The sequence below is a fragment of the Bacillus sp. ISL-39 genome, assembly GCF_018613295.1.
In the GTDB taxonomy this organism is placed as follows: domain Bacteria; phylum Bacillota; class Bacilli; order Bacillales; family Cytobacillaceae; genus Mesobacillus.
Genome location: NZ_JAGGQM010000002.1, coordinates 687,348 through 702,010, shown reverse-complemented (window position 1 = coordinate 702,010; position 14,663 = coordinate 687,348). Strand labels below are relative to the sequence as shown.

17 protein-coding genes are annotated in these 14,663 nt (G+C 41.0%); 12 read left to right on the top strand and 5 right to left on the bottom strand.

Annotation, left to right across the window (positions count from 1 at the left end):
• The first annotated feature begins 63 nt into the window (after positions 1-63).
• Positions 64-1,107, top strand: a complete 1,044-nt coding sequence (locus tag J7E37_RS05310; protein ID WP_215022815.1) for a YkvI family membrane protein — start codon at positions 64-66, stop codon at positions 1,105-1,107.
• Between the two features lie 260 nt (positions 1,108-1,367).
• Here the strand turns inward: J7E37_RS05310 and J7E37_RS05305 are convergent, their stop codons facing one another.
• Together J7E37_RS05305 and J7E37_RS05300 are read right to left on the bottom strand one after the other, a co-directional pair.
• Positions 1,368-2,027: a hypothetical protein gene (locus J7E37_RS05305; RefSeq protein ID WP_214777528.1), complete on the bottom strand. Its 660-nt coding sequence runs from the start codon at positions 2,025-2,027 to the stop codon at positions 1,368-1,370.
• Positions 2,028-2,215: 188 nt separating this feature from the next.
• Positions 2,216-2,827 carry a CPBP family intramembrane glutamic endopeptidase gene (locus tag J7E37_RS05300; protein ID WP_214777526.1) on the bottom strand — a complete coding sequence of 204 codons (612 nt, stop codon included), beginning with the start codon at positions 2,825-2,827 and terminating at the stop codon, positions 2,216-2,218.
• Positions 2,828-2,953: 126 nt separating this feature from the next.
• On the opposite strand from J7E37_RS05300, the gene J7E37_RS22010 reads away from it, so the two are divergent.
• Entirely contained in the window at positions 2,954-3,070 is a 117-nt protein-coding gene (locus J7E37_RS22010) for a DUF6254 family protein (RefSeq protein ID WP_251009445.1), read from the top strand.
• A gap of 432 nt (positions 3,071-3,502) precedes the next feature.
• On the opposite strand, the gene J7E37_RS05295 is transcribed toward J7E37_RS22010, so the two are convergent.
• A complete protein-coding gene (locus J7E37_RS05295) occupies positions 3,503-3,691 on the bottom strand; it encodes a YkvS family protein (RefSeq protein WP_192473581.1) in 189 nt (62 codons plus the stop codon).
• Positions 3,692-3,985: 294 nt separating this feature from the next.
• Here J7E37_RS05295 and J7E37_RS05290 point away from each other — a divergent pair, with 294 nt between their 5' ends.
• From J7E37_RS05290 to ptsP, 7 genes are all read left to right on the top strand, one after another.
• A complete protein-coding gene (locus tag J7E37_RS05290; protein ID WP_192473582.1) occupies positions 3,986-4,180 on the top strand; it encodes a hypothetical protein in 195 nt (64 codons plus the stop codon).
• A 96-nt stretch (positions 4,181-4,276) separates the two neighbouring features.
• Positions 4,277-4,450: an aspartyl-phosphate phosphatase Spo0E family protein gene (locus J7E37_RS05285; protein WP_251009444.1), complete on the top strand. Its 174-nt coding sequence runs from the start codon at positions 4,277-4,279 to the stop codon at positions 4,448-4,450.
• A gap of 146 nt (positions 4,451-4,596) precedes the next feature.
• The gene (locus J7E37_RS05280; protein WP_483297196.1) at positions 4,597-5,541 is read left to right on the top strand and encodes an AAA family ATPase; all 945 of its coding nucleotides are present in this window, start codon (positions 4,597-4,599) and stop codon (positions 5,539-5,541) included.
• A gap of 4 nt (positions 5,542-5,545) precedes the next feature.
• A complete protein-coding gene (locus J7E37_RS05275; RefSeq protein ID WP_214777525.1) occupies positions 5,546-6,742 on the top strand; it encodes a DUF58 domain-containing protein in 1,197 nt (398 codons plus the stop codon).
• Positions 6,739-7,992, top strand: coding sequence for a hypothetical protein (locus J7E37_RS05270; protein ID WP_215022813.1), 1,254 nt, complete (start codon positions 6,739-6,741; stop codon positions 7,990-7,992). Before J7E37_RS05275 ends, J7E37_RS05270 begins: the two co-directional genes overlap by 4 nt.
• Positions 7,993-8,308: 316 nt before the next feature.
• Positions 8,309-8,575 carry a phosphocarrier protein HPr gene (locus J7E37_RS05265; protein WP_214777520.1) on the top strand — a complete coding sequence of 89 codons (267 nt, stop codon included), beginning with the start codon at positions 8,309-8,311 and terminating at the stop codon, positions 8,573-8,575.
• Positions 8,575-10,290 (top strand): phosphoenolpyruvate--protein phosphotransferase, encoded by a 1,716-nt coding sequence (gene ptsP / locus J7E37_RS05260; protein WP_215022811.1) that lies wholly within the window; start codon positions 8,575-8,577, stop codon positions 10,288-10,290. Before J7E37_RS05265 ends, ptsP begins: the two co-directional genes overlap by 1 nt.
• A gap of 301 nt (positions 10,291-10,591) precedes the next feature.
• On the opposite strand, the gene J7E37_RS05255 is transcribed toward ptsP, so the two are convergent.
• Entirely contained in the window at positions 10,592-11,257 is a 666-nt protein-coding gene (locus J7E37_RS05255; protein WP_214777516.1) for a GNAT family N-acetyltransferase, read from the bottom strand.
• Positions 11,258-11,526: 269 nt separating this feature from the next.
• Between J7E37_RS05255 and J7E37_RS05250 the strand changes: the two genes are divergently transcribed.
• Positions 11,527-12,408 carry an NAD(P)-dependent oxidoreductase gene (locus J7E37_RS05250; protein ID WP_214777514.1) on the top strand — a complete coding sequence of 294 codons (882 nt, stop codon included), beginning with the start codon at positions 11,527-11,529 and terminating at the stop codon, positions 12,406-12,408.
• 61 nt (positions 12,409-12,469) lie between these two features.
• Complete coding sequence (locus J7E37_RS05245; RefSeq protein ID WP_167831916.1) at positions 12,470-12,646, top strand: hypothetical protein; 177 nt, start codon at positions 12,470-12,472, stop codon at positions 12,644-12,646.
• A 232-nt stretch (positions 12,647-12,878) separates the two neighbouring features.
• On the opposite strand, the gene J7E37_RS05240 is transcribed toward J7E37_RS05245, so the two are convergent.
• Complete coding sequence (locus J7E37_RS05240) at positions 12,879-14,021, bottom strand: aminotransferase A (RefSeq protein WP_214777512.1); 1,143 nt, start codon at positions 14,019-14,021, stop codon at positions 12,879-12,881.
• A gap of 140 nt (positions 14,022-14,161) precedes the next feature.
• Here J7E37_RS05240 and J7E37_RS05235 point away from each other — a divergent pair, with 140 nt between their 5' ends.
• A complete protein-coding gene (locus J7E37_RS05235; protein WP_251009443.1) occupies positions 14,162-14,626 on the top strand; it encodes a DinB family protein in 465 nt (154 codons plus the stop codon).
• Positions 14,627-14,663: the final 37 nt, after the last annotated feature.

Genomic DNA, 14,663 nt, shown 5'->3' with positions numbered 1-14,663 from the left:
TAAAAAAAGCTCGTCATGGTTTGTCTATCCTGACATATATTGAGAAGGAGGGAGGGGAACGCTTTGAAGACAAACTGGGGTGCTGCCTTTCAAATCGCTGCTGTTTATGTCGGTACTGTTGTGGGAGCCGGCTTTGCGACAGGGAGGGAAATCGTCGAATTCTTTTCCCGCTTTGGACTTTTTGGATTAATTGGTGTTTTCATGGCGGGATATATTCTTACATATATGGGTGCAAAATTGATGCGCATCGCAGCGGCGATCGGTGCCTATTCATATGAAGAAATGAATGTTCATTTATTTGGGAAGTTTTTTGGCAGAATCATCAATATTATGATGCTGTTTATGCTGCTTGGAGTTTGTGCCGTTATGTTATCAGGTGCAGGGGCAGTTTTTGAAGAGCAGCTTGGAATGACTAAGTCCCTGGGGATCTTTGTCACGATTGCACTGTCACTTGCCGTCATGGTTGTCGGCTTAAAGGGCGTCTTTGCTGTGAACACTTTTGTCGTGCCGATGATGATCTTGTTCAGTCTGATCTTATTCTTCCTGTCAGTTAAATTGCCTGGATTCATTGAACAGGTCGTTTTTATTCCATATGCAGAGGATGGCTGGAAGGCTGTGATCGGACCATTTTCATATACAGCGCTGAACCTGTCGCTTGCCCAGGCAGTCCTGGTTCCTGTAGCAGCCGAGATGAAAGACGATCATACTGTAAAATGGGGTGGAATCCTGGGCGGGATAGCACTTACCTTAATTTTGCTTTCAAGCCATTTGACTTTAATTATGCTGCCTGGATTCGAAACATTTGAGATTCCGATGGCTGTTGTAATGAAACAGCTTGCTGCTGGTCTATACTGGATTTTTGTCTTGATTGTATATGGGGAAATTTTCACCTCGGTAATTGGTAATATTTTTGGTCTGGAAAGGCAAATTCAAAAGTATATCAAGCTGCCAAGCCTGCTTGTCGTCTCACTGCTCTTTTTAATTTGTTATTTCATCAGCTTGATTGATTATGGAACGCTGCTTTCCATCCTTTATCCGGTTTTTGGCTACATCAGTTTAATTTTTATTGTCTTGTTATGGATGAAACCAGTTAATTTGAATAAATAAAAGGCTCTTTTTTCAAACTTTGTTGCTATTGACTACCAAATAGGGTTGAATGGCCTATTTTCTTCGCAAAGTTGACTCTTATGTGAGAAAAGAGCATTCACACTTAATACCGACCTGCAAAATGCCTTATATTACGTTAAAATCGGATTTAGGATTTTAACAACAATCTTTACGAAAACAGTCAAATAAAAAAGAAGGGGAACTGCCCCTTCTTTTTATGATGAGAATGTATAATTACACTTCAATTAACTTATCTTGTATTATTTATTCTCTTTCATAATGGTCTTGGCCATTTCTAAGAATGCACTGCGGTGGTCTGCACCTTCTTTTGTGAATAAAGTAAGCTTTAATGGTTGTTCTTCATTTTTAATTAAATACGTAGTTACGACGTCTGATTCATTTTTGGTTTCCATTGCCCATGCATTGTTGAAGAATGGATCTTCAGGTGTTTGTGCTTCATTCACTTCAGCACCGACAGCAGCTAGCTGTGCTTTGGAATTCTCTTCGACTAAGGCCCATTCTGCGTCATTTGGAATCAGTTCTATCCTCATGAATACACTGTCGTCCTCAGTCCACATCAGAACGTCTTTGTTGGGTTCTTCTGCTGATAATTCATATTCAGGCAGAACATACATAGAGTAGTTTTGATTGTCATTGTGTTTTAAGAAAGCAGTCTGTTCTTTTTGTTCGCCATCCACTGTATAGGCAATATTTTGCTCCATTACCCGGATTAAGCCCTCTTCGTTATTATTATTTTCCTGATCTGTTGTCTGCTGGTTTTCTTCATTTTTTTCAGGCGCAGCAGCCGGCTGGGCTGCAGGTGCCTTATCTGTCGACTTCGATTCTTCCGGAGAGCCGCAGCCTGCAATGATAATGGTTGACAATCCGATAATTGCTAAAGGTTTTACTAATTTGTTCATTTCTAAATGCCCCCTGTTATTTCATATGGTGATTTCTACATTTTTAGACGGAATAGAATAACGAAAGTTACAATACTTTGTCGCATTTACAAAATACCATGGACAGGCAAATTGGACAATAATGAAAATGACCCATGAGCCAGAGTTGGCATGGGTCATTTTTAGGGTAATATCTGTTGAGGTAATCACTAGTTAAGTGGAAGAAAAACAAATAATAATAAATCAAATACGATATGGGAGACTATAACAAGCGGCATGCTCCGTTTCCATGCGTATAAAATACTCCAGGCCAGTCCAGCAATTATTGCGGCTAAAACCAAAATAAACTCACCAGAATAGAGGTGGACAGAAGAATATAATAAAACAGAAAAACTAATCGACATTTTCACACTAAAGTATTTGCTAAGTCGTTTTTGGATAAATCCTCGCCAAAAGATTTCTTCGCCGGGAGCCAGGATTAACACCAGGACAAGGTAATGCCAGAATAAATCAGGTGAGAATCTGTTGTACAGACGCGAGATTTGATTGGCGAAAGGCAAATTTAACAACTCGATCAGGAAGCTTCCAAGCCAAAAGAGGCCAAATAAACCAAGACCCGAAGCAATCCCTAGCGTTAAGTAAGAAAGTGTTGAAGTGTTGTCCTCGATTTCTTCGTGTATGATGGAATAACTGATCAGAACCAGCATCGAAGCTGTGAATATATACCAGAATACGTTTTTATCTTCGAAGGTAAAAAACATAAGAAGATGCGCGATCAAAACCCCACTAATCAGTCTGCGATCCGCCATCCAATTCTTCATTCTACATAAACCCCTTTCCAGAAACAAAATTTATTGTACCAAATAATTCATTAAAATTGTAAGGAAATGATTTCTTTCAGTTGGGGAATAGTAATATTGCACGAAGATTTGATTGGAGGGAAGGTCATGTCAGAATCAAAGCGCGAGAGAGAGCGTAATTGGACTGTGCGCAAGCAGGATCAGCACCCGCATGGAAAAGTAAAGTCATTTAAAGAACTTGCAGGTAAGGAAACTAAAAGATAAAAAAGATAAAACAGAAAAAGCAGCTCAGGCTGCTTTGGGTATCTTTATAATAAAGTGAAAAATATTACACTAGAACAGTGTCTAGCTCCAGCGCCTAGCCAGTTTTCATCCTTGAAACTGCTTCCAGTATCTTGCGAGAAGCGTTAGCTTTGAGAAGCTCGAGACGCTTGTCTAGTGCCGCCTCCTAGAAACTCCAAAACTTCAACTCCGACGGCAGAAGCAAAAAGCGCTTCTGCCGTCGGAGTCTCCAGTCTCTGCGTTTCTGGACAGTCGGCTATACTTTTCGATTTTGGTCCTGACAATGAAGTCAAAGAACAACTTCTCTGTTCGGCCCTCTAAGCACAGGACGTTTAAACCCGCCAGCCACACGATGTGGCGTTTTAGGCGGGCAGCGCTTGTCGGGGGTGAGCAAGCCGCTTGCGTATTTCTAGGTTAGTAGGCTGCATCTTTAACAATTTTATAGTTTTTATGATTGATGACAGTGCGTTGATCGAGCTCCAGATCCCGGAAATTGTTCATATATGTCAAATCAACAATTACTGAGTTTTCATTTACCTTCTCTACGACACCTTGCAGTCCTTCTTTGAATTCGATTACATTTCCAACTTCGGCTTTCTTCAAATAAACTCGCTCCTTCGTTATATTTCGAATTACTAACATTTTGCCTTAATTTTTAACTAGCGTAAAGGAAAATTCGCATTAAATTTGAATGTTCACGAAATTTTCATTTTATAAAAGTTAGAAAATTCAATTTATATAACCTATTATATAAAATAATTACATTTCCATCCAGAAAAAAATAATTATGTTTACCATTTCATTCCCTTCCTACCAATCAAGAAACATGACAGATGAATTTGCAAATTCATCACTAGAAGATAAAATAGTCATAGTATAAGAAACGAGGTGGTTCACTTGGATAAAGAACAGGCTATTAGAATGCTGGAAAGTTTAAAAAATAAAGAAGTAGAGGAAATCTTTGTCGCTAAACAGGATTTCATGGAATTTCGCGAATTTCTGGTGAAAAGGGAGGATTTCAAACATTTCAGGGGAATCGCTCAAAGGGGCGGAGATGTCATCTTTACATATATAGATGAGGCGAGGAGCTAAATAACAAAGAAAAAGTGGTCCGTCACTGTAAATTTTACTATCCCTATTTGTGGAATAGTAGTAAAATATTAACATGTACTGGTGAGGTGATCGCTGATGGAAACATTTTCTCCTGAAAGGCTAATGGAAGAAATCGAACTCAAACGGAGAGAAATGATTTCAGCCGCGAAGGAAACAGGTTTTCTAAGCGTACAGACTATTTCAGCAAGCCAGGAGCTGGATAAACTCTTAAATGTAGTTCAGGAAGAACGGTTCTTTTTAACAAAGTAAATTTATTGGGAGCACTTAAAAAAAAGTGCTCCTTTTTATTTGGATAAAAATGGTTGTAAATTCACATTTTTATTTCCTGATGGTAAACTTTTCATAAGTCTTTCAATCGTAACCAATAGAACATTCACAATAGGGGGAACAAATGGATGGAAATGGCAAATAAACTAGAGCAGCTAAAAATTGAAATAGGTAAAAATGTGGTCGGACGGGACGATGAAATAGAGTTGATGGTGATTGCCCTTTTGAATAATGGCCATATTCTTATGGAAAGCGTACCAGGGACGGGGAAAACATTGCTTGCTAAAACATTTGCACGTGCAATAAGCGGACATTTCTCGAGGGTTCAGTTTACACCTGATGTATTGCCTAGTGATATTACAGGAATCCAGTTTTTTAATCCTAAACTTCAGGAGTTCGAATTAAAACCAGGTCCAATTGTCACCAATATTCTGCTTGCAGATGAAATCAATCGCGCTACCCCTAGGACTCAATCCAGCTTGCTTGAGGCGATGGAAGAACACCAGGTTACAATTGACGGCCACACTATCCCCTTGAAAACGCCCTTCCTTGTAATCGCAACCCAGAATCCAGTGGAATCACAGCAGGGGACATTCCAGCTTCCGGTCGCGCAGATGGATCGCTTCTTTATTAAGTTATCCCTCGGGTATCCAGAAGTGAATGAAGAGAGAGAAATGATCAAGAAACATAGGTTTGGAACATCAGCCAAGGAAGTCAAACCGATTATTAGTGAAGAGGATATCAATTCATTGAAACAGGAAATCATGAATGTGAAGTTAACTGAGGTTGTTGAAGATTATCTATTACAGATTGTACGAAAAACAAGGAACCATGCTTCGATCGAGCTAGGAATCAGTCCGAGGGGGACGCTTGCATTAGTAAAGGCTGCCCAAGGGAGGGCGCTGATTAAGGGTCGAGATTATGTGGTACCGAATGATGTAAAAGAGATGGCTCCCTTCGTGTTAGGACACAGAATTTATTTATCTGCGGAGTCATCGCTGACAATGACTCCCGAAAAAGTAGTCGAAGAGTTGCTGGAATCCATTCCTCTCCCTGTTGAAGTTGAGGTTTAAGCCCATGCAATGGAAAAAAATCGTTATCGAGGACCGCTTTCTATCCATATTGGCTTTTCTCGGGATTCTATTACTGATCGCAAGCTTTTACATAAATTCCTGGCTGATGTTCGGAGTCGGCATGATGATCCTATTTATCGCTGGAGGGAATTCCTATTATCTGAAGCATATAGGAGAAGGCTTGTTTTTTGATAATGAACGTAAACGGAATCGCTTCTTTATCGGGGACAAAGGAGAGTGGAGCCTGCAATTTCACAATCAAGGTCTTCCAATCATGAAAGGGAATCTCTCCATTTATTTTGATAGTGCAGTTGTACCTGTTACGGGCGAGTATCATATTCATTCTTCTAGAGTCGATATAAGCCTGCCGTTTTCGGTTGGACAGCGAGAAAGGATTAATATCAAAGTTCCATTTGCCGCAGAAAAGCGAGGATTATCAAAGATAAGGAAAATGGAGCTCAACATCCCTCATTTCTTTGGTTTCGGAGATACAATTCTTGAGTTCTCCGACGTTATCAATATCGAGGCGCTCGTCTATCCTCAAACAATTTCGGTGAAAAATTTGGATAAGCATAAGTCAATTAAGCCAGGCCAGAATCCATCATTCTTTTCACTATTTGAAGACAATATGGGACCAATAGGTACAAGGGATTACCTCCCGACAGACAGCTTTAACAGGATTAATTGGAAAGCAAGTGCCAGGAAAATGATTTTGCAGACGAAGGAATATGAACGAATTAATGAAGCAGGTGCCGTATTGTTCATTAATATTTCAGATGGTTTTTCAGTTACTGGCAAGCTGGAATTTTTGATGAGCAGTACAGCGGAAATGGCTTACTTCTTTAACCGAAGAAATATTCCCTTCTCGCTATGCATGAATATAAGGTCTGCTGGATTTACTCCATTTACCTACCTGCCATTGGGGTCTGGAAAGGACCACTTGCAAAAGCTGCTTGACCTGCTGGCTATTGCCGATTTTCATTCCCCAACGATTCCATATGAACAGCTGCTGTTCTTTTACAAGCGGCATTTGCCGATTGCGCCGACCATGATCCATGCAGGAATCCGTACAAGAGGAGCAGATGCCTATATACAGGAATGGACACATGCGGGCGTACAGTTATTCGAGCTAAAAACGCATAATGAACATGCATTACTGGAACCGATGAACATTATTTTAAAGGATGTGGCGAGCAAATGAAAAGCCGTGTCTTAAATGTTTTTTTTCGCTTTTTTATAGAGTGGACTTTTGTAAGCCTGATTCTGGTGGTATTTCATTTATTATCATCACAACGAATGCCATTGTTTTCAACTATGATAATAGCCGCTGCAGCCTCCATTCTCTTCACGTTTTTATTGGTGCTGAAGCCACGTCTGGCGAAGCCTTTTTATCTTCTTGTAGTTATGCCGCTTCTCTTTGTTGCAGGCAATTTGAGCAATCTTGAGAACTTTTATACAGGGATTATGGCAATATTCATTTTTTGGAGAGTACTTAAGTTTCACCAGGATTCAACGAGTCAATCAGAAAGTGTCTGGCTTGTTCTCACCTTTTTGATTGGGGTATTCCTTTCGCCGCTTGCTTATTTTTATGGCGGCTCATACTTGATCCAAATTGTATTCCTTCTTCTCTTCCAGCTGCTGTTTATATTGTCAGGGCAATTTTTGCTAAAGTGGATTGATATCGAACAGGCCTTGAAAAAGAGATTTGCAGCCACCTACTCGAAGCTGCTGGGGATTATTCTGCTCCTTGTTGCGGTATTAACTTTCGGAAGAGGAATATTAAAAGACATTTTCTTTTTTGTACTGCAATTGGCAGGATGGACGCTTTCCATGCTGCTGTATCCCTTTTTTGCATGGATTGGTTCTGCGGATATGCAGGCCAGAGCCAACAAAGTATTTTCTGAAAATCTGCTCAATATGGAAAATGAAACATCAATTAAGCAGGCCAGGCAGGTTTTCGACCCGGATTTTTGGGGACCTATTCTTTTCGCTGCCCTGATTGGCATTGGATTTTATTTCATTTATAAAAAAACCAGTCTTTTCAGCAGGCAGAAGGAGGAAGAAGCAGCAGAAGCAGGATTTATAATCACTGCCCATATCGAAGGGGCAAATAGCGTAGAGTTTACAAGGAGGCAGAAAGCGGCCCCTGAAAACAATATAAGGAAGGAAATCTTTCAGCTTGAAAAATATGCCCAGAAAAAGGAACTGGGCCGGCTTAACCATGAAGATGTCAAAGAATGGTTCGACAGGCTTAGCATACAATATGACCGACGGACAATCCAGACGTATGAAAAGGTCAGGTACGGTGAGCAGCTGGACGAAAAATCGGATGGCTGGTTCAAAGACGAAATAAAGAAGGTAAAAAAGCAAATCAATGCATTGGAAAAATTAAAGAAGGAAGAGAGCAAAAAAAGTTTGAAGGAAAACTTTAAACACCTTTTCAGACGTTAAAATACTTTTTGTCACAATTTCGATAAAATGAAAACGTTTTACTGAAAAAAATGACTCTAAACCTTTAAAAATCAATGTTTTTTCATTGTCTATGACTATGCAAAATGCTATTCTTTTGTGTGGGATGCCAATCCAAACTTCTTCGGAAATGATTGGAAACAATATATGGTGTGAAAGAACAATACAAATGGGTAAAATACAAATATCATTTTGGCTAGGCCTGAGTTTTGACCTTTCGCTGAATTGAACCATTTAGTTTGGAAAGGCATCATGTATGGTCATCTTAATTATCTATTTAAAAGGAGAATGATATAGTATGGTACAAAAACAATTCAAGGTTGTTGCTGAAACAGGAATCCACGCACGCCCTGCTACGATGCTGGTACAGGCTGCAAGCAAGTTCGATTCAGAAGTACACATAGAATATAAAGAAAAAAAGGTTAACCTTAAGTCAATCATGGGTGTAATGTCATTAGGTATCGGCCAGGGAGCAGAAATCACGATCATTGCTGAAGGAAGCGATGAGCAAGACGCTCTTAATACTTTAGAAGAAACTTTGAAAAAAGAAGGTTTAGCTGAATAATGGGCTTTCTCCAGGGAATTGCCGCTTCAAACGGCATTGCGATCGCCAAAGCCTATAAGCTGGTAGAACCGGACTTTTCTTTTGAAAAAAAAACAATAGACGCTCCCGCTGAAGAAATTGCCCGTTTTCAGTCAGCGCTTCAGACAGCAAAAGTTGAGCTGGAAAAAATCCGCGATCATGCGGGAACTGCTTTAGGAGCTGATAAAGCAGCGATTTTTGATGCTCACCTTCTAGTATTGAGCGATCCAGAATTGATTTCACCCATCGAAGACAAAATCAAAACGGAAAATGTTAATGCAGAGCTTGCATTAAAAGAAACAGCTGATATGTTCATCAGCATGTTCGAATCCATGGACAATGAATATATGAAAGAACGGGCGGCAGATATCCGTGACGTCACAAAACGGGTGTTAGCCCATCTGTTAGGTATCCAGATTCCTAATCCTAGCATGATTGCTGAAGAAGTAGTCATCGTGGCGGAAGATTTGACTCCTTCAGATACTGCTCAATTGAATCGCCAGTTTGTAAAAGGATTTACAACGAACATCGGCGGCCGTACCTCCCGTTCAGCAATCATGGCTCGTTCAATGGAAATTCCGGCAGTTGTAGGCACAAAGGCAGCTACAGAAGAAATCAACAACGGGGATCTCGTCGTTGTTGACGGATTGAAGGGCGAAGTTCACTTCAATCCAACTCCTGAAGTGCTTGAAGCTTATAAGAAGATTCAAGAAGATTTCGAGAAGCAAAAAGCTGAATGGGCTAAACTTGTTAACGAAAAGTCTGTAACAGCTGATGGCCATCATGTTGAACTTGCAGCTAATATCGGTACACCTAAAGATTTGAAGGGCGTAGTTGAAAATGGCGGCGAGGGTGTAGGTCTTTACCGTACAGAGTTCCTTTATATGGACAGGGACCAGCTTCCTACTGAAGAGGAACAATATACAGCATATAAGGCAGTGCTTGAAGGCATGGAAGGCAAACCAGTCGTGGTCCGTACTCTTGATATCGGCGGAGACAAAGAGCTTCCATACTTGAACCTGCCTAAAGAAATGAATCCTTTCCTTGGCTTCAGGGCAATCCGCCTGTGCCTTGAGGAAGTGGATATTTTCCGTACGCAGCTGCGCGCTCTTTTGCGAGCTAGTGTTCATGGAAACCTGAAAGTTATGTTCCCGATGATCGCTACTCTGAACGAGTTCAGGGAAGCGAAAGCAATGCTTGAAGAAGAAAAAGCAAGATTGATCCAGGAAGGCGTCGAGGTTGCTGACCATATCGAGCTCGGCATCATGGTTGAAATTCCTTCTACTGCAGTCCTTGCAGATCAGTTTGCGAAGGAAGTAGACTTCTTCAGCATCGGAACAAATGACTTGATTCAATACACGATGGCAGCGGACAGGATGAACCAGCAAGTATCATACTTATATCAGCCATACAACCCATCCATTCTTCGTCTCGTAAAAATGGTCATTGATGCAGCTCATCAAGAAGGTAAATGGGCTGGAATGTGCGGAGAAATGGCCGGTGACGAAACGGCAATTCCAATTCTGCTTGGACTTGGCCTTGACGAGTTCTCGATGAGTGCCTCTTCAATCCTGAAAGCACGCTCATTGATCAGAAACTTAAACAAAGCCGATATGGAAAAGCTGGCTTCAAATGTGTTGAACATGAGTACGACTGAAGAAGTGGTTGAAGCAGTAAACCAAGCTATTTCTTTGTAACGTAATTGTAATATAAAAAATGTTTTACGCTATATAGGGCGGGTATAAATGAGTAAGCACTTTGGTTAGACTTTAATTAAGCTAATCATTCTCATTTTCCCCCAGATTTGGCCGGCTGTTTATCAGCCGGCATTTTTTTGTTTAAGTCTTTTAAATGTCAAAAGAAAGAGTAACTTCAGACAGGTTTGCAGGGAAAAGCAGAAAAGCTGTCAGAAGAAGGAGCAGCTTCAGACAGGTTCAGAAGTCTTGATAGCGAACCTCTTTTGGCAAAGAATAAAAAAAGCTGCCGGATAGGCAGCGTCTAAGCTTTAAAGGGGTTTTTCCATTCCATCAGCATCCCGTAATTCAATGACTCTTCGTCCTCAAGATAATTTGCTACTGGTTTGACCGGTGTACGTCCGCAGCGCAGCAGAAAGGAAACGACTGGATCCTTCAATTCACCTTTAAGTACCTTTTCTACATACTGGTCAATGGACAAGTCTGCGGAATGCAAGTGGTATCCTGGCATCCTTCCGCCGCCCAAAAGTCTTTCAAGATCTAATTGCACGACCGTCTCATACATAGATTGCATCATCCATTTACCAAGACCAAGTTTGCGGTAAGCCGGACTTATGCAAATATCGACAATGTAAAGAGTATTGCCTTCCGGATCATGATTCCTTATATAGCCGTTATCGGTTATTTCTTCCCACGAATGATCTTCGTCGCCTTTTATCAAATGAACAACCAGTCCAGTAATGGAACCCGCGATTCTACCTCCGACTTCCACACAGAGGGCACCTTCGGGAAATAAATCTACATGATTGGCCAGCTGCTCGGTGTTCCATAAGAGTTCTTCTGGAAAAGGAGGCGGGAAGGCTTCCTTTTGTACCGATATCAACTGCTCAAAATCATCCTTTGTATAATTACGAATGATTGCTTTTAACGGTCTGTTGCCGTCATATACATAAAGCTCTTTATAAAACATATCCGCACCTCTAAATATAGTATAGACTTAGTATAAGAAGATTTTTAATGCAAGGTCAAATCGTACAATGCGAAATTTTTATATTGGAATTCAGCCTGATGTATTTAGCAATAATCAATTTATTAGGTTTGGATGTGTTTATGACAGGGTACAATATTATTGCGCATAAAATGGTAGAACGTTCTGGAGGCCGAGGAGTAAATTCTCGGCCTTTTGCAATTTATAATGTTAAAATATAGGTAAAATTGAAAAGGGAAGAAGGAGTACATATGCTGTCTAAAGAAGATACGGTAATTGGCTTTATTGGAACAGGCGTTATGGGACAAAGCATGGCAGGGCATCTGCTTGATGCGGGCTATCAGCTCACTGTTTTTACAAGGACGAGGGAAAAGGCGGCTAATTTGCTGGAAAGGGGAGCTGTCTGGTCAGACTCCCCACGTGAGGTAGCACAGAAGGCTGATGTCGTTTTTACGATTGTCGGTTACCCTTCAGACGTGGAAGAAATTTATCTGGGGGAAGACGGCCTTATCTCTAATGCAAAGCCAGGCAGTTATTTAATTGATATGACCACGTCGACTCCTTCCCTTGCAAAAGAAATTTACGAAAAGGCAATAGAGAAAGAGATTCATGCAATTGATGCGCCTGTTTCCGGCGGTGATATCGGTGCCCGCGAAGCAAGGCTTGCCATCATGGTGGGCAGCGATGATGAGGCTTTTCTTCAGGTAGAACCACTGCTTAACATCCTTGGAACAAATATTGTTCACCAGGGAGAAGCAGGTGCCGGGCAGCATACAAAAATGTCCAACCAAATCGCCATTGCTTCCAATATGATCGGAGTATGCGAAGCTATGATCTATGCTGAAAAAGCGGGTCTTGATCCAGAGACCGTATTGAAGAGCATATCGACGGGTGCTGCAGGGAGCTGGTCGCTTTCCAATCTGGCACCAAGGATGATCGATGATAATTTCGAGCCCGGTTTTTACATCAAGCACTTTATCAAGGATATGAAAATCGCCCTGGATGAAGCAAAGCGGATGGATATGGAAGTACCAGGACTTTCTTTGGCATTGTCGCTATATGAACAACTCGCGGAAAAAGGCGAAGAAAACAGCGGCACTCAGGCGCTATATAAGTACTGGAAACAATCATAATATTTGCTAGTCATAGACCCCTCTCCAGGTAAGATACTATAACCTAAAGGAGGGGATTTTTATGGCTAAAAGGACGAAAAAGAATGACCCGCAGCAAAAGAACAAGAAGGGTTTTGATTCTGCAGTCATTGATTCTGAATTCTCACATGAGATTGGCAGTGCTGCGACTAATAAGATCCATAAGGATAAAGCAAAAAAAGAGAAAGCCCCCAAAAATAACGGAAAATACAAGGGATAATAAAAGGCTGTTTTCGCAAAGATTGTTGTTAAAATCCTAAAGCCGATTTTAACGTAATAGTAGGCCATTTTGTTGGTCGGTATTAAGTTAGCATGCTCTTTTCTCACAAAAGAGTCAACTTTGCGAAGAAAAATAGGTCATTCAATCCTATTTTGTAGTCAAGAGCAACAAAGTTTGAGAAAAGAGCCTAATAAAAAGCCGTTCCTGCTGACGAGGAACGGCTTTTCGAGTTTTATCGCAAATAACTTTCCAAACGATTGAGCCCTTCTTTTAGCGTATCCATCGAGTACGCATATGAAAGCCGGAAATAGCCCTCTCCAAATTCAGAGAAAGCACTCCCTGGAACCACTGCCAATTTTGCTTCATTGACTAATTCCATACAAAAATCAAATGATGAAATATTGGAAGCTGGAATTTTGATAAAGAAGTAAAACGCGCCCTCAGGCTTGATTACATCAAGGCCCATAGACTGGAGTCTGCTGAATACATAATCCCGCCTTGAAGCATACTCCTGCTTCATTGGCAACGCATCATCAATCCCAGCTGTCAGGGCCTCTAAAGCAGCCATTTGCGAGATCGAGGTTGCACAAGTTACATTGTATTGATGCACTTTCAAAATATGCTTGGCCAAATACTCAGGCGCGAACAGCATCCCTATCCGCCAACCTGTCATAGAGTGGGATTTGGAAAGTCCGTTGATGACAATTGTTTTTTCCTTTATGAACTGGGCAATTGAAACATGCCTTTGCTCATAAACGAGTTCACTGTATATTTCATCAGCAAGGACAAAGATGTCCTTGTCCTCAAGCAGCTGGGCTATTTCTTTAAGTTCCTCCTCATTCAAGCTGACGCCTGTTGGGTTTGAAGGATAGGGGAGTACGATACATCTTGTTTTATCTGTGATCAGGCTTTCAATCAACCCTGCCGTCATCCTGAATTGTGTTTTCCTGATATCAGCATAGACTGGTTCGGCACCGCAGAGCTTGATGATTGGTTCATACCCGGGATAAACAGGCCCTGGGATGATAACTTCACAGCCTTCTTCAAGTATGGTCCTGAAAGTGATATCAATAGCCTCGCTTGCTCCAACAGTAATGATCGCTTCATGCTCCGCTGAATATTCAACATTATATTTTTTACGATAAAAATCAGCTGCAGCTTTTCTTAGCTGGATCAGTCCAGCATTATGTGTATATGTAGTGACGTTCTCATTAATTGCTTTTTTCCCAGCTTCCTTGACATGTTCTGGTGTCGGAAAATCAGGCTGACCGATGGTGAGAGAAACCATATCTTTCACATCTGCCACCATATTAAAGAATTTTCTGATCCCTGATATTTCTATATTCTTCACCCTATTGTTAATTAAATGTTCCACTTCTTTCATCCCTCCGATTGAATATCACTATTTTAACATGATGGACCGGAAAGTTGTAAAATTCGTCTGCTTAAGCAAAAGGTTATTTCATCTGGGGAGCGAATATAAATTGAAGAACTAAACAAAAGGAGAGATTCAGATTGAATTTAGAACAGATGAAACAACATTATACACATTTTAGCGAATGGATCCAATCACTAAAGGGCCTAACGGACACAGAGTGGAACATGCCATTAGGGCAGTGGTCTGTAGCAGCAGTTGTATCGCATCTGCTTTTCTGGGATCAATACTCTTTAGAGGAAAGGTTTCCTTATTTCAAAGAAGGAGCTCAACTGCCATCCTATCCTGATTTTCAAAAGGTCAACGAACGGGCCCAGGAATACGCAGAATGTACCCCAAAAGAAGAGATTCTCGATAGCCTTCTTGCTGTTCGAGGACAGTTCCAAAAGATGCTTGAAGAAATGGACAATGACAAGTTGGCTGTGGCATTCAAAATTTCTGATCACCACATGACGGTCGGTACGTATATCATGGATTTTATCGAGCACGACCTTCACCATCAAAATCAGGTAAATTCGGTATTAGGCTGGACAATAGTTAAATGATTAAGCTATTTTCGTATCCAGGTTGCTTGAACTGACC

Bases quoted from the DNA above. Each gene is read 5' to 3' on its own strand.
- J7E37_RS05270 (WP_215022813.1), top strand. From the start codon at position 6,739: ATGAAAAGCCGTGTCTTAAATGTTTTTTTTCGCTTTTTTATAGAGTGG.
- ptsP (WP_215022811.1), top strand. From the start codon at position 8,575: ATGGGCTTTCTCCAGGGAATTGCCGCTTCAAACGGCATTGCGATCGCC.
- J7E37_RS05250 (WP_214777514.1), top strand. From the start codon at position 11,527: ATGCTGTCTAAAGAAGATACGGTAATTGGCTTTATTGGAACAGGCGTT.
- J7E37_RS22010 (WP_251009445.1), top strand. From the start codon at position 2,954: ATGTCAGAATCAAAGCGCGAGAGAGAGCGTAATTGGACTGTGCGCAAG.
- J7E37_RS05285 (WP_251009444.1), top strand. From the start codon at position 4,277: ATGGAAACATTTTCTCCTGAAAGGCTAATGGAAGAAATCGAACTCAAA.
- J7E37_RS05245 (WP_167831916.1), top strand. From the start codon at position 12,470: ATGGCTAAAAGGACGAAAAAGAATGACCCGCAGCAAAAGAACAAGAAG.
- J7E37_RS05280 (WP_483297196.1), top strand. From the start codon at position 4,597: ATGGAAATGGCAAATAAACTAGAGCAGCTAAAAATTGAAATAGGTAAA.
- J7E37_RS05275 (WP_214777525.1), top strand. From the start codon at position 5,546: ATGCAATGGAAAAAAATCGTTATCGAGGACCGCTTTCTATCCATATTG.
- J7E37_RS05300 (WP_214777526.1), bottom strand. From the start codon at position 2,827: ATGAAGAATTGGATGGCGGATCGCAGACTGATTAGTGGGGTTTTGATC.
- J7E37_RS05305 (WP_214777528.1), bottom strand. From the start codon at position 2,027: ATGAACAAATTAGTAAAACCTTTAGCAATTATCGGATTGTCAACCATT.
- J7E37_RS05255 (WP_214777516.1), bottom strand. From the start codon at position 11,257: ATGTTTTATAAAGAGCTTTATGTATATGACGGCAACAGACCGTTAAAA.
- J7E37_RS05265 (WP_214777520.1), top strand. From the start codon at position 8,309: ATGGTACAAAAACAATTCAAGGTTGTTGCTGAAACAGGAATCCACGCA.